The sequence below is a fragment of the Candidatus Midichloria mitochondrii IricVA genome, from assembly GCF_000219355.1.
Lineage (GTDB): Bacteria > Pseudomonadota > Alphaproteobacteria > Rickettsiales > Midichloriaceae > Midichloria > Midichloria mitochondrii.
Genome location: NC_015722.1, coordinates 1,120,121 through 1,133,621 on the forward strand (window position 1 = coordinate 1,120,121; position 13,501 = coordinate 1,133,621).

A 13,501-nucleotide genomic window follows, 5' to 3' on the forward strand; every position below is an offset into this window, starting at 1 on the left:
CATTAATTTTTGCTAAACACTGCATTATATGTAAAAAAATCTGTCATCGAGTATAATACATCATGCCACAATTGTTGGAACAAAATCATTTTTATTACAGGAAAAACTTGCAAATCCTATGGCAAGCCAGATATAGGCAATTTCTCGTATCGTGAGTATTGCAGAGCACAGCTTGTTTCAAAAACAAAAAGATTTTTAAAACAATCCGAGTTGCTTGTATATATAATGAATCAATAGCAACAATAATACACCAGTCTAGGTGAGGATAAGACTCACTATATTCAAAGTGTTAAATAAATTTTTAGTAAACACCCTTGTTCTATATTGATAAAAATATCGATCTTGTTGTCCCTGTACCTCTACATAGATCTAGGCTCAGAGAAAGAGGATACAACCCAATCTGCTATTATTGCTGAACATGTAGTAAATCACTTAAATTATTTTAGTAAGAATCAAAAATACTCCAAAACAAATGGCACTTTCACAAAAGATGCGTTACAGTAACATCGAGGGAGCGTTGCAGTTGGAAAATTAAACTTAGTGAAAAAGGGGCTATAGTGTACTGTTAGTTGATGACGTGGTAACTACAGGCTCTACTATTAGTGGGAGTGCGCTAAAGTTTTAAAAAAAGCTGGAGCATAATCTGTTCCTGCAATAACCGTTGCCAGGACTTGAAGAATTTTTTTTAAAAACGTGCCTTGAAAGATATAGAGTAATCACTATATAAGGTGTATCTAATATTAACGAGGTAATTAATATGTCACAAAAAATCAGGCCATTACATGACAGACTTTTGGTCGAAAGGGGAGAACAAGAAACAAAAACCGCCGGTGGAATTATAATTCCAGACACCGCTCAAGAAAAGCCTATGCAGGGCAATGTTGTGGCAGTGGGTAACGGCAGACGCGACGATGCAGGCAAACTTCATCAATTAGATGTTAAGGTTGGTGATAAGATTCTGTTTGCTAAGTGGGGCGGAACAGAAGTTAAAATAGATGGAAAGGAATATTTGATTATGAAAGAATCAGATATTTTAGCAATTGTTGAATAATAAATAAAGAAGGTAAAAATAATATGGCAAAAATTATTAGTTCAGGAGAAGAAGCTCGTTCAAGGTTACTTAAAGGCTTAAGAATTGCGGCTGACACCGTTAGCTCAACTTTAGGCCCGAAAGGGCGTAACGTCGTTATAGAATCGTCATTTGGTGCTCCTAAAATCACTAAAGATGGTGTAACAGTTGCTAAAGCGCTTATATTGGAAGATAAATATGAAAATCTTGCAGCCCAGATTTTGAAAGAGGCTGCAAGCAAATCTAATGACAATGCGGGCGATGGCACAACCACAACTGTGGTTTTAGCAAAAGCTATAGCTCAAGAGGGAATTAGACAAGTAGCTGCAGGTGCTAATCCTATGGACTTAAAAAGAGGAATCGAGGCCGCTGCTAAAGTCGTTGTCGATGAAATCAAAAAAATGTCTAAGACAATTAAGTCCTCTGATGAAGTAGCCCAAGTGGCAACTGTCTCTGCAAATGGAGATGCAGATATCGGTAAAAAATTAGCTGAAGCTTTTGAAAAAGTTGGTAAAGATGGTGTGGTTACCGTTGAAGAAGCAAATAAGAGTGATGATTTTGAAGTACAAATTGTCGAAGGTATGAGCTTCGATAGAGGCTTCCTATCACCTTATTTCGTGACCAACTCTGAGAAAATGGTTTGTGAACTCGAGAGACCTTATATACTCGCATTCGATAAAAAAATCACTAATATACAACAGGTTCTTCCTCTTTTAGAAGCTGTAATGCAACAAGGTAGACCGCTTTTAATCATCGCTGAAGATGTTGAAGGCGAAGCTCTAGCAACACTAGTAGTGAACAGATTGCGCGGTAGTTTGAAGATCGCGGCAGTTAAAGCTCCAGGCTTTGGTGACAGAAGAAAAGCTATGCTTGAAGATATTGCCATTATAACAGGTGGACAATTAGTTAGCGAAGAAATAGGAAACAAATTGGAAAGTACGACAGTTGCGGACCTAGGTAGCGCTAAAAAAGTTGTTATCACTAAAGATGATACTACAATTGTTGACGGTGCGGGTGATCCTAATCAAATCAAAGCTCGTTGCGACCAAATTAAATCTCAAGCCGCAGAGACTACTTCTGACTATGATAAAGAAAAGCTCCAAGAACGTCTAGCTAAACTTTCTGGTGGCGTTGCTATACTAAAAAGTTGGTGGTGTAACTGAAGTCGAAGTTAAAGAGAAAAAGGATAGAGTGGAAGATGCTTATCATGCAACCAAAGCAGCTATTGCTGAGGGCGTCGTACCAGGAGGCGGGTGTACTTTGCTTTATGCAGTAAAAGCTCTTGATAAATTGCAAGGCAAGAATGAAGATGAAAAAGCTGGTATTGAAATAGTGAGAAAATCATTAACCGCTCCGATACGCAAAATTCTTGAAAACTCTGGAGTGGATGCTTCGTTAATTGTTGGTAAGCTAATCGAAGAAAATAATAGAAGTAAGATATATGACGCTCAAACCCTAAGCTTTGCAGATGCATATAACTCTGGTATAGTTGATCCAGCTAAAGTAGTAAGAACTGCCCTACAGAGTGCTGTGTCTGTTTCTGCATTACTTATCACAACAGAAGCTGTAATCATTGATAAGCCAGAAGAAAAAGGTGGTAAACATTCGCATGGGCCAGCCGGCATGGACGATATGGGTGGTATGGGCTTCTAGCTTATATCGAAATCCACATGAAAATCTAAGAAGGCGCCTTGAAAATTCAAGGCGCCTTCTTAATTTGTATGACGACTTAACATGCGCTATGCTATCAGCTCTGTAATCCAATATGTAGATAAGCTGGATAATATACTTGCTTGGGTCTTTAAATAAAGCCCTTCAAGTATATCATTCCATTACATAAAAAACCTACAAAAAATAGGCGCCTTAAGTTTTTTTAAGGGGCATTGCCTAACATTTATAGATAGAAGTTTCAAATCCGTCAAATGCCTATGGAAGAAGAGGGTAAGAGTAGCGCAAAGCATCCTCAGGAATTTGCTGTAGCGCTTCGTTCTTCGATTAAAACTAGCTGGATAATGCCTCTTAAAGAATTCTTTGATTCTACCAATGAGGTCTCAGCCTTTGTTTTGTGATGGTGCGTGGAGATTTTGTAGTATTCATAAACGCTGTAATCATCTGTACATGCTCAATTTATAACGTTCTTCCAAGCCTAAATGCCAGGTTCAGGTGGGTTGCCTTGCTCCCGTCACCTACCTTCAAAATCAATAATTTCACCCGCTCCTCTATCAACAGCAATCCATATAAAGGTGTACCCCACTTCCATTCTTTGGTCTTTTTTTATATATGCACAGCCCCTCAATCTCTAGGACCTCGATATCCTTAAGTGACTTTGTGCTGTTGCAGCTCTTATCTAACTTTTCTTGCACATAGCGCCCCCCGTCCTTCGATCCATGAAGATATTTGGCTGTTATGGATTCCAGTCAGTCTCTCTATCGTCCTAATCCCGCAGTCCTCAAGATTAGGTTTTAAGTCTATCATTCATAGTGTATTTCTGTCGCTTATTACCTTCTCGGTAATTCTTTTTGCAATTCTTGCACCTATTTACCTCTTGCTGTCCCTATACCACGCCATTCTTCACCTGCTCGCTAGAGCCGCAATATTTACACTTGATTGTCATTTCCTACTCCACCCATTCTACTACGAAGATATCATACCTTCTTATTGCCGTCCATAATTTACCAGGCAATGCCTTTTAAGGCGCTTTTTTTAAGTTGCATAGCAGTTAAATATATGGTACGCTTGCCTTCCCATAATTAATATAAAGTTTTGTTTTTGATATGAAAGTCTTATCATCGTTGAAATCTGCAAAAAAAAGAGATAAAAACTGTCGTGTTGTAAGAAGAAAGGGCAGGGTTTATGTCATTAACAAAGCTAATCCTAAGTTCAAAGCTAAACAAGCCTGAGCTTGAATGGAGAGGAGTGAGTGCTTATTTTCGAATTCGTTCCTTAGTTGCTTTTCTTCTTTTAATCTAGTTCCATATGCCGCTGCCATTTCTTCAATGGCTTCTGTTGTCGATCAAATCCTTAATAGGCATCATAATAGTGTGCTTTGGTTCCTGGAGCATGATCACTTATATACCGCTGGAGCCTCAGCAAATAGCTCAGATCTTATAGCCAACCCACAAGCCCCTATCTTTACAACAGATCGTGGCGGTAAATACACTTACCATGGCCCTGGACAGCTAATAGTTTATATGATGCTGGATTTAAAAGCTCTTTATCACAATCAACCCGATATAAAAAAATTCGTCTCTGATATGTGTGAATGGTTGATAGCTTCATTGAAGGAAGTGGGAGCGCACTGTATCACCGATGAAGAAAATATAGGAATATGGTGCTTTGATGAAACTCAAAATAAGAAAAAGATAGCTTCAATTGGCCTTAAACTTAAAAAATGGGTCACTTACCACGGAGTCGCTATCAATATTTCACCAGACTTGTCGAAATTTAATTTCATTAAACCTTGCGGCCTTTCGTCGCATTCAATATCTTCTTTGGAAGCTCTGGGGCATAATATCGATATCAGTAAACTGAGGTCGATATTAATAAAAAACTTTTTAATTATGTTTAATATTAATGATTAAAATGGTATGAATGCAGCTTAGTGCCGAATCCATTAAATAAACTTCAATGCCTTTAAGGTTATTTTCCTCAGAATCAGTTTCAGAAGGGCATCCAGATAAAATCGCCGACCAAGTTTCCGATGCCATATTGGATGCAATCATTGCCCTAGATCATAATGCACGAGTTGCCTGTGAAGTATTAGTAAAAAATAGTATAATCCTAGTAGCAGGAGAAATTACAACCATTGCATGGATTGACATAGAAAAAACTGTAAAAAATGTTATTGCAAGCATTGGCTACAACGATCCAGAATTAGGGTTTGATGCACGTAGCTGCTCTCCAATATCTGCTATAGGACAACAATCACACGATATCGCATTAGGCGTAAACTCTAAAGCAGGTAAAGAGCTGGGTGCTGGAGATCAAGGTATGATGTTTGGTTTTGCATGTGATGAAACCGAAGCATTAATGCCGTTACCAATATATTATGCTCATCAACTCATGCAAAGGCAGGCAGAAGTAAGACATAAAAAAATCTTACCGTGGCTGAGACCGGATGCTAAGGCTCAAATCACTGCTAAATATGAAAATGACCGGCCAATTTCTATAGAAACTATAGTATTTTCTACACAACACTCTGTGGGAGTTTCTCATAAACAGATTACAGAAGGTGTTATAGAAGAAATCATAAGACCAGTAATACCTCCGCATCTTTTACATAAAGACACCAAATTTTTAATCAATCCTACAGGCTATTTTATTATTGGTGGCCCAGTTGCAGATTGTGGCTTAACTGGAAGAAAAACTATTGTTGATACCTATGGCGGTGCTGCAAGACACGGAGGTGGCGCTTTCTCTGGTAAAGATCCAACAAAAGTTGATAGGTCGGCTGCATATATGGCAAGACATGTGGCAAAAAATATTGTAGCAACAGGTCTTGCATCGCGTTGCGAAATACAAATTGCTTATGCCATTGGAGTTACCGAACCTGTTGCAATGTATGTGAACTGCTTTAATACTAATAAAATCCCAGAAGAAGAGATTCTACAGTTGATTAAGGAAAAATTTGATTTTAGGCCTGCCCAAATTATAGATTATTTAAAATTAAGACGTCCTATATATAGGGCTACAGCTAATTACGGCCATTTTGGTAGAAGCGGCTTTAACTGGGAAGACTGGAATAATGTTTTAGCTTAAGTAATTAATGAGCGCTAGCGGTGAAAAAAAGACTAATAAGATCAATAAAATATTTCTTTTTGACTCTCTTCTTGCTCCTATTTTTCTTATGGTTTGCTATACTCCCTTACAGATTTGCGTCTGTACTCGGAGGAAAGCTTGCTCAATGTGTTGGTAGCTTATTAAGCTTGCGAAATAATGTTGCCAGAAAGAACCTAAAGATTATAGACCCCAGTTTAAGCAAAGATAAGATTGAAAAAATTATTAAACAAGCTTGGAATAATTTTGGCCGCATCATTGCGGAACTAACAAATTTAAGATCCAGGGATACGAACAATATAGGAAAATTAGTCGAGCTAATAGGTACCGCAAATCTTGGAAAAGCTGTTGCAGCTAACAAACCAATAATCTTCGTTTCTGCTCATTATAGCAACTGGGAAATGCTATCACTATTCGTTAAATTTCACCTTAATTTACCCTTGCAAGTTGTCTATAAAAAACCACCCAACATTCTTCTTTATTATTTAATAAAATTTTTGAGAAGATTAAGAAACTCCAGTATTGAAAATGTGAATTCTATTAGAAATATTATTAGCTTAATCAAACGAAAAGGGTATCTAGGAATGATTATAGACCAAAAAGTTATAGATGGTATTTCGGTACCATTTTTTGGACTAGAGTCCCAAACCTCAACTCTAACTGCAAATCTAGCAATACGTTACGATTGTATTATATTGCCTGCTAGAATTTACCGACAAAATCCTAGACATACATTCAAGCTCGAATTCTTGCCCCCGATTAATTACCAAAAAAACTATTAATGATAAAGAAGACGTAAAAAATATCACTACTTTAATAAATAAAGAATTCGAAAAATGGATCAAAGAAAAGCCTGAAGAATGTTTATTATTTCATCGCAGATGGCCAAATATTTAATTGTATTAGAATCAATAAAATTAATGTTGATTGTATATCAGTAAAGAATTATATAATACCAAATCCCGCACTTTATGGAGTTCATTGTTTTAGGGTAAAAAATGCTAAAAACCAAAATGTCGAAAAAAATTGGTGCTTTTTTATGGTATTTTCTTAAAAGACAGCCTTGGGCTTTTTCTTTCATAACGATTACTGCAACAATCTCTACTTTATCTAATAACACTATCTGGCCTTACATAACCGGCAACTTAGTTGATGCATTTAATAAGTTAAATGCATCAGCTCCAGAAGCAGATCTTAACATAATACTTGTACCATTAGCTGTAGCCCTTGCTTTTTGGGTTTTCATTGAATTTGTCCAACGATCAAAAGGGGTGCTCCTAGGGTTTGCAATGCCGAAGTTTGAAGCTAATATTAGAACTTCAATGTTTAATTATGTCAGTAATCATTCACATTCTTATTTTGTACAAACTCATGTAGGGGGCATTGCTCAAAGAATTAGCGATATGCCTAAAAGCGCTAAACTAGTAATAGATGACCTATTAACAGTCTTTATACCATTAATTGTATCAATTATTGCTTCTTCCTCAGTTTTTCTTTCAATGCATCCACTGCTTGCGGCAATATTTTTTACCTGGCTTGGCTTACACTTTACACTCTGCGTTTTTTTCTGTTTGAAAGCAGCTAACAGTGTTTCTGTGCAATCTGCAGCCAGAGCCCTGCTACAAGGTAAAATCGTTGACAGTATGACTAATCACCTTAGCGTCAAATTATTTACTGCACACCAACATGAAATGCAAACTATAAAAGAAGCTCAGGCTGATGAATTGCAAAAATACAGATATAGCTTAATTTATATAGAAAAATTTAAAATGCTGCTAAGCCTCATTAGTATAATAAATATAACATTATTGCTCTATTTGGCGATCAAGCTGTGGCAGCAAGGCCAGATCACGATTGGAGATATAGTCTTTACTATTAACAGTACACTTGGGCTTATGACAAATCTTTGGTTTACTGGAGATGAAATTTCCTATATGTTCTATGAAATTGGAGTGTGTAAACAATCCCTAATCTTGCTAGAAGAACCAACTGAAATATCAGAAAGTACATTAAAGCAAATAAAGGTTACCCAAGGAAAAATCGAATTTGATAATGTGAGCTTTAACTATCACAACAATGGCAATATATTTAAAAATAAATCTTTGGTAATACACGGTGGACAAAAAGTCGGTTTAGTAGGTTTTTCGGGGAGTGGCAAAACTACATTCGCAAATTTAATAATGCGCTTATATGAAGTATCCTCTGGTACTGTAAAAATCGATGATCAAGACGTATCTCAAGCTTCTCTTCTATCTTTACGTAGTAATATCGCATTTATACCTCAAGACCCATTTTTATTTCACAGGTCAGTATTGGAGAATATCAGGTATGGAAATATTAATGCAACAGATGAAGAAGTTAAAGAGGTTGCTAAAAAAGCAGAATGTGACAGCTTTATAATGAACTTAGAGCATGGATATGATACAATAGTTGGTGAAAGAGGAAGTAAGTTGTCAGGTGGTCAGCGCCAACGTATTGCAATCGCAAGAGCAATGTTAAAAAATGCACCAATTGTTATAATGGATGAAGCTACTTCAGCTCTTGATTCAGTGACCGAAAGACTAATAGAGAAGAGCCTGCAACATTTAATGGTCAACAAAACAGCCATAGTGATAGCGCATAGATTATCTACACTGTTGCATCTTGACAGAATTCTGGTATTTGAGAAGGGTAATATTGTTGGGGACGGAACCCATGAAGAGCTTTTAACTAAGGGGGGACGTTACGCAATGCTATGGCACATGCAGCAAAGTGGACTTCTGCCTGAACACGATAATGGAAAAAAGGGTATAAAAATGGATAAAAATAAAAGCTCTCTTCTATTCCCGGGACAAGGTTCTCAAGTCGTCGGCATGGGAGTAGAATTGTTTAACACTTTTAACGAAGCAAAAGAAGTTTTCTCTCTTATAGACGAAACCTTAAAACAAAATCTTTCTCAATTAATGTTTTCTGGAGAGTTGGAAGAACTTACTTTGACTGCTAATGCACAACCTGCAATAATGGCTGTTTCTTTAGCAGTTATGGCTGTTCTAGAAAAACAGCTGAATTTGACAATTCAGGACTTATGCAATGTTGCCGCCGGCCATTCTTTGGGAGAATATAGCGCACTTGCTGCAAGTGGAGTTTTTTCTTTAACAGATACTGCCAGTTTATTGAGAGTTAGAGGTGATGCTATGCAATCCGCTGTTAATCCGGGAGAAGGAGCAATGGTTGCTTTAATCGGCACAGATCTCGATAGCGCACAAAAATTATGTAACCATGTTGCAAACTATGGAGCTTGTCAAATTGCAAATGATAACGGCGCAGGTCAAATCGTCTTGAGCGGAGCCACTATAGCCATTGATAAAGCAATAGAATCAGCAACAAATTTTGGCGTTAAAAAAGCAATAAAATTAAAAGTCAGTGCCCCTTTCCATTCAAGTTTAATGCAATCAGCTGCATTTAAAATGGAACAAGCATTGAAGGGAGTAGCAATCCATAATCCAACTATAGATGTTATGGCTAATTTTAACGTTGAGAAGCACCATGAAAGCATAACTAAAGATCTTTTAGTCAGCCAAGTCGCTGGAAGCGTCAGGTGGCGCGAGACTATGGAAAAAATCACTACTCATTATGAAGTTGATACTTTTATAGAAATAGGGCCAGGCCAGGTGTTATCTGGCATCGCAAAACGTATGTATCCAGGATCTAATGTTTTTAATTTACATACGCCAAAAAATATAGAAGAATTCTCTGACTTCTTATAATTATTAACAAAGAAGAGGAAGAATGTTTAATTTAACAGGAACCAACGCCCTTGTAACGGGCGCAACAGGGGGATTAGGCCTTGCCATAGTCAGGAAGCTACATGAAGCTGGCGCAAACGTGATCGCAAGCGCCACTAAACTAGAAAATTTAAATAAATTAAAATCTGAATACCAGGAGCGTTTAAGCATCATTAAATGTGACCTAGCAAATCCAACAGAGACGGAAACACTATTAGATCAAGCAGAAGAAATTGCAGGAGAGATCAGTATAGTCGTTTGTAACGCTGGGCTTTGCAGAGATAATCTAGCAATGAGAATGAGCGATGAAGAATGGGATACCGTATTAAATATTAACCTCACATCAGTATTTAGACTAAACCGGGCTGCTATAAAAAAAATGATAAGAAGAGGGTATGGGCGCATCATTAATATCTCTTCAGTAGTGGGTCTCACTGGCAATATCGGCCAAGCAAATTATACAGCAACAAAAGCTGGCTTGATTGGAATGTCTAAATCACTCGCAGCAGAGATTGCTACTCGTGGAATCACCATAAACTGTGTAGCTCCTGGTTTTATTAAGACTCCAATGACAGAACACTTGCCTCAAGAAATAAAAGACTCCATAATAAAGAAAATACCAGTGGCAAAAATGGGACATCCGGGTGATATAGCAAACGGGGTTTTGTTTTTGGCTTTGAGGGAGAGTGCTTATATAACTGGCCAAACTCTCCATATAAATGGAGGCATGTTGATGGTCTGATTTGAGACAATTTTAGTGGGGAGGGTGTGGTGTTAGAAGCTTCGTATAAAAATTTGCTAAAGGCCATGGGCCTCATCGATGACCCCTCCCAGCTTGAACTCGTCAGGCTCTTACAAAGTTACCAGCGCAAGCTTTTGTCTAGCAGAAGCTGTACTTTTACCGAAAGAATCAAGGAATTTTTTAATAAAAATCAATCCTGTCCTATAACTAAAATGGGAGTATATATATGGGGAGATGTTGGCAGAGGCAAAAGCATGATTATGGATTTTTTCTTTAACCATACTCATAATATATCCAAAAAACGCTCTCATTTTCACCAGTTCATGGTAGAATTTCATAAATCCATGATAAAATGGCATTCTAAAAATAACGTTTCCCGAAGCAATGCTATACCAGATGTCGTTGAGAATATAGCCAAAAGTGTAAAAGTAATATGCTTAGACGAATTACAAGTAAACAATATAGCTGACGCAATGGTACTGCAAAGATTATTTAATGGGCTATTTAAAAAAGGAATCTTTCTATTTATCACATCTAACTTTAGGCCTGAAGATTTATTTAAGGATGGTCTCCAACGTGAAAACTTTCTTCCTTGCATTCAATTAATCAATTCCAGGCTAGACGTTTTTAACTTAAATAATCATATAGACTATAGGCTAGAAAAGATAAGCAATATTGAAAAATTATATTATTGGCCACTGGATGAGGAGCTTCCGTATTATATATACCTTGTTCTAAGCACTTTACTTGGCGAACATGATTTTAGCCCTCGCACAATAAAAGTTGACGATAATAATTACCTCACCGTATTAAAAAGCTACGGAAAAACCGCTATGTTTTCTTTTCTAGAGCTTTGTGAAATTCCTTTAGGGATTTTAGAGTATTTGGCAGTTTGTAAGAATTTTCGTACAATCATAATTACTGGCATACCACAGATGAAAAATGAAAATCATAATGAAGCTCTAAGGTTTATTACTCTAATAGATTGTATATATGAGCATAAAAACAAGCTTATCTGCACAGCAGAGGCGGCAATAGACGACCTGTATGTTGGCACTAAACATAAAACTGAATTTAAGAGAACTATATCTAGGTTACATGAGATGCAGAGCGCTAATTATTTAAAAGGCATTGCCTAATATTTAGTAATAGGAGTTTCAAATCCAGCGAATGCCCATGGAAGAAGAGGGTAAGAGTAGCGCAAAGCATCCTCAGGGATTGCTATAGCGCTCTGTTCTCCGATTAAAACGAGCTAGATAATGCCTTTTAAAGAATTCTTTGATTCTACCAATGAGGTCTCAGCCTTTGTTTTGTGATGGTGCGTGGAGATTTTATAGCATTCATAAACGCTGTAATCATCTGTACGTGCTCATTTATAACGTTCCTCAAAGCCTAAATGACAGGTTCAGGTGGGTTGCCTTGCTCCCGTCAACCTACCTTCAAAATCAATAATTTCACCCGCTCCTCTATCAACAGCAATCCATATAAAGGTGTACCCCACTTCCATTCTTTGGTCTTTTTTTATATATGTGCACAGCTCGTCAATCTCTAGGACCTCGATATCCTTAAGTGACTTTGTGCCGTTGCAGCTCTTATCTAACTTTTCTTGCACATAGCGCCCCCCGTCCCTTCGATCCATGAAGATATTTGGCTGTTATGGATTCCAGTCAGTCTCTCTATCGTCCTAATCCCACAGTCCTCAAGATTAGGTTTTAAGTCTATCATTCATCGTGTATTTCTGTCGCTTATTACCTTCTCGGTAATTCTTTTTGCAATTCTTGCAATCCACCTCTGCTGTCCCTATACCACGCCATTCTTCACCTGCTCGCTAGAGCCGCAATATTTACACTTAATTGTCATTTCTACTCCCGTTTTATTACGAAGATATCACACCCTCTTATTGCTGCCTATAATTACCAGGCAATGCCATTTATAATCGTCATATATATATTGACAGTTCCAGTATATTTGCTAGTCTTAGGCTTTAAGTTTTTGGTAGGTATATGGCGAGTTCGGTTACAGATTCTAATTTTTCCTCATTAGTTTCCAATTCAAAGGGTTTTGTATTGGTAGATTTTTGGGCAGAATGGTGTGGACCTTGCAGACAGCTTAGCCCAATTATTGATGAAATATCGCAGATGATGGAGGGGAAGGTAGCTGTTTATAAACTAAATATAGGCGAGAATCCTGAATCCGCCTCACAACTTAGCATACAAAGTATTCCTTCGTTAGTTCTATTTAAGGATGGAGTAAAGGTAGATGTGCAAGTAGGCTTTAAGAGCAAAACTGTTTTAATTGATTGGCTACAATCTAAAGTTAGTGCCTAGTGGGATATCAGGTTTTAAGCAACCTGGAAGATTAATTAATGTTTTAGAAGCGATTTTATACCGCGATTTTGGTTTAAAAGCCGAAGTTGGTGTTGAGGTTGAGTTTTATCTCCATAATTGCCTAAACGTAGAAAAGTTTACCACCTTATACGGAAATTCAATTATTCCAGAGCGAGGAAAAGGTCAGTATGAGATTAATCTAAAACCGTCTCCAGATTTAGTTGGAGTGTGCGATAGCTTTCATTGTAATAAGGACAAACTTTTATCTGCTGCTACGAGCTTAAATCAGCTAATTGATTTTAATCCAAAACCTATAAAAGAAGACTATGGCTCATCGGTGCATTATCACCTGAGCTTGCATGATGATAATGGGTGCAATATTTTTGGCACAGAAGATAATACGCACATGATGGAATCGGTTGTAGCATCTATTTTAGAGCTTACTAATCAATCTTTATATATGTTAACAGCTGTTAATGATTTCGACAGGTTTGTGCCGCATTTTATGGCTCCGGTCAATATTAGTTGGGGCGGTAATAATAGGACCACATTGCTTAGAATCCCGAACTCTCCAAAAGCAAATAAAAGAATAGAGTTTAGACTACCCTCTTCCAACGCAGCACCAGAGCTAGTTATCATTTTCCTGTTAACAGCAACATTGGAAGGCTTAAAAATAAAAAAAGCCTATAAAAAGATTTACGGCAGTGCCTATGATAAGCAATATGGGCTCACTCCTCTATTAGCAAATTTAATTGAAGCAAAAAAATGCTTTCGCTTTATTGAAATTATTGCTAATTACACATCTTAGATTATTATTGAAAGA

At 37.2% G+C, this 13,501-nt stretch carries 17 protein-coding genes and 1 pseudogene; 14 read left to right on the forward strand and 4 right to left on the reverse strand.

Annotated elements, in window-relative coordinates; genetic code table 11:
• The first annotated feature begins 9 nt into the window (after positions 1-9).
• The 4 genes and pseudogenes from MIDI_RS10490 to MIDI_RS08770 all read left to right on the forward strand — a co-directional run bounded on the left by MIDI_RS10490 (position 10) and on the right by MIDI_RS08770 (position 3,138).
• Positions 10-237, forward strand: coding sequence for a double zinc ribbon domain-containing protein (locus tag MIDI_RS10490; protein ID WP_410517902.1), 228 nt, complete (start codon positions 10-12; stop codon positions 235-237).
• A gap of 520 nt (positions 238-757) precedes the next feature.
• Positions 758-1,051, forward strand: a complete 294-nt coding sequence (groES, locus tag MIDI_RS05775) for a co-chaperone GroES (RefSeq protein ID WP_013951659.1) — start codon at positions 758-760, stop codon at positions 1,049-1,051.
• Between the two features lie 23 nt (positions 1,052-1,074).
• Positions 1,075-2,722: pseudogene (gene groL / locus MIDI_RS05780) on the forward strand (chaperonin GroEL).
• 275 nt (positions 2,723-2,997) lie between these two features.
• Positions 2,998-3,138 (forward strand): hypothetical protein, encoded by a 141-nt coding sequence (locus MIDI_RS08770; RefSeq protein ID WP_013951661.1) that lies wholly within the window; start codon positions 2,998-3,000, stop codon positions 3,136-3,138.
• A gap of 153 nt (positions 3,139-3,291) precedes the next feature.
• Here the strand turns inward: MIDI_RS08770 and MIDI_RS08775 are convergent, their stop codons facing one another.
• Complete coding sequence (locus MIDI_RS08775; RefSeq protein WP_160162303.1) at positions 3,292-3,432, reverse strand: hypothetical protein; 141 nt, start codon at positions 3,430-3,432, stop codon at positions 3,292-3,294.
• Positions 3,413-3,544, reverse strand: a complete 132-nt coding sequence (locus MIDI_RS09950) for a hypothetical protein (protein ID WP_272940951.1) — start codon at positions 3,542-3,544, stop codon at positions 3,413-3,415. The genes MIDI_RS08775 and MIDI_RS09950 overlap by 20 nt, the downstream gene beginning before the upstream one ends.
• A 299-nt stretch (positions 3,545-3,843) precedes the next feature.
• Between MIDI_RS09950 and ykgO the strand changes: the two genes are divergently transcribed.
• The 8 genes from ykgO (at position 3,844) to zapE (ending at position 11,490) form a co-directional block, all read left to right on the forward strand.
• A complete protein-coding gene (gene ykgO, locus MIDI_RS07555; protein WP_013951663.1) occupies positions 3,844-3,969 on the forward strand; it encodes a type B 50S ribosomal protein L36 in 126 nt (41 codons plus the stop codon).
• Between the two features lie 6 nt (positions 3,970-3,975).
• Positions 3,976-4,650: a lipoyl(octanoyl) transferase LipB gene (gene lipB, locus MIDI_RS05785; RefSeq protein ID WP_013951664.1), complete on the forward strand. Its 675-nt coding sequence runs from the start codon at positions 3,976-3,978 to the stop codon at positions 4,648-4,650.
• A 46-nt stretch (positions 4,651-4,696) separates the two neighbouring features.
• Positions 4,697-5,827 (forward strand): methionine adenosyltransferase, encoded by a 1,131-nt coding sequence (gene metK, locus MIDI_RS05790; RefSeq protein ID WP_013951665.1) that lies wholly within the window; start codon positions 4,697-4,699, stop codon positions 5,825-5,827.
• 20 nt (positions 5,828-5,847) lie between these two features.
• Positions 5,848-6,627, forward strand: a complete 780-nt coding sequence (locus MIDI_RS05795; protein WP_041185567.1) for a lysophospholipid acyltransferase family protein — start codon at positions 5,848-5,850, stop codon at positions 6,625-6,627.
• Complete coding sequence (locus tag MIDI_RS10495; protein ID WP_410517928.1) at positions 6,623-6,742, forward strand: LpxL/LpxP family acyltransferase; 120 nt, start codon at positions 6,623-6,625, stop codon at positions 6,740-6,742. The genes MIDI_RS05795 and MIDI_RS10495 overlap by 5 nt, the downstream gene beginning before the upstream one ends.
• 101 nt (positions 6,743-6,843) lie before the next feature.
• Positions 6,844-9,591 carry an ACP S-malonyltransferase gene (gene fabD / locus MIDI_RS06535; protein ID WP_052567741.1) on the forward strand — a complete coding sequence of 916 codons (2,748 nt, stop codon included), beginning with the start codon at positions 6,844-6,846 and terminating at the stop codon, positions 9,589-9,591.
• A gap of 22 nt (positions 9,592-9,613) precedes the next feature.
• Positions 9,614-10,351 carry a 3-oxoacyl-[acyl-carrier-protein] reductase gene (gene fabG, locus MIDI_RS05805; RefSeq protein WP_013951669.1) on the forward strand — a complete coding sequence of 246 codons (738 nt, stop codon included), beginning with the start codon at positions 9,614-9,616 and terminating at the stop codon, positions 10,349-10,351.
• A gap of 29 nt (positions 10,352-10,380) precedes the next feature.
• Entirely contained in the window at positions 10,381-11,490 is a 1,110-nt protein-coding gene (zapE, locus tag MIDI_RS05810; protein WP_052567743.1) for a cell division protein ZapE, read from the forward strand.
• Between the two features lie 266 nt (positions 11,491-11,756).
• Here the strand turns inward: zapE and MIDI_RS08990 are convergent, their stop codons facing one another.
• Both MIDI_RS08990 and MIDI_RS09955 read right to left on the reverse strand, forming a co-directional pair.
• On the reverse strand, positions 11,757-11,963 hold the full coding sequence (locus tag MIDI_RS08990; protein ID WP_192805767.1) for a hypothetical protein: 207 nt from the start codon (positions 11,961-11,963) through the stop codon (positions 11,757-11,759).
• Positions 11,948-12,076 carry a hypothetical protein gene (locus MIDI_RS09955; protein WP_272940960.1) on the reverse strand — a complete coding sequence of 43 codons (129 nt, stop codon included), beginning with the start codon at positions 12,074-12,076 and terminating at the stop codon, positions 11,948-11,950. Before MIDI_RS09955 ends, MIDI_RS08990 begins: the two co-directional genes overlap by 16 nt.
• A 278-nt stretch (positions 12,077-12,354) precedes the next feature.
• Here MIDI_RS09955 and trxA point away from each other — a divergent pair, with 278 nt between their 5' ends.
• On the forward strand, positions 12,355-12,678 hold the full coding sequence (trxA, locus tag MIDI_RS05820) for a thioredoxin (protein ID WP_013951672.1): 324 nt from the start codon (positions 12,355-12,357) through the stop codon (positions 12,676-12,678).
• Positions 12,671-13,486 carry a type I glutamate--ammonia ligase gene (locus tag MIDI_RS05825; protein ID WP_041185568.1) on the forward strand — a complete coding sequence of 272 codons (816 nt, stop codon included), beginning with the start codon at positions 12,671-12,673 and terminating at the stop codon, positions 13,484-13,486. Before trxA ends, MIDI_RS05825 begins: the two co-directional genes overlap by 8 nt.
• Positions 13,487-13,501 lie beyond the last annotated feature (15 nt).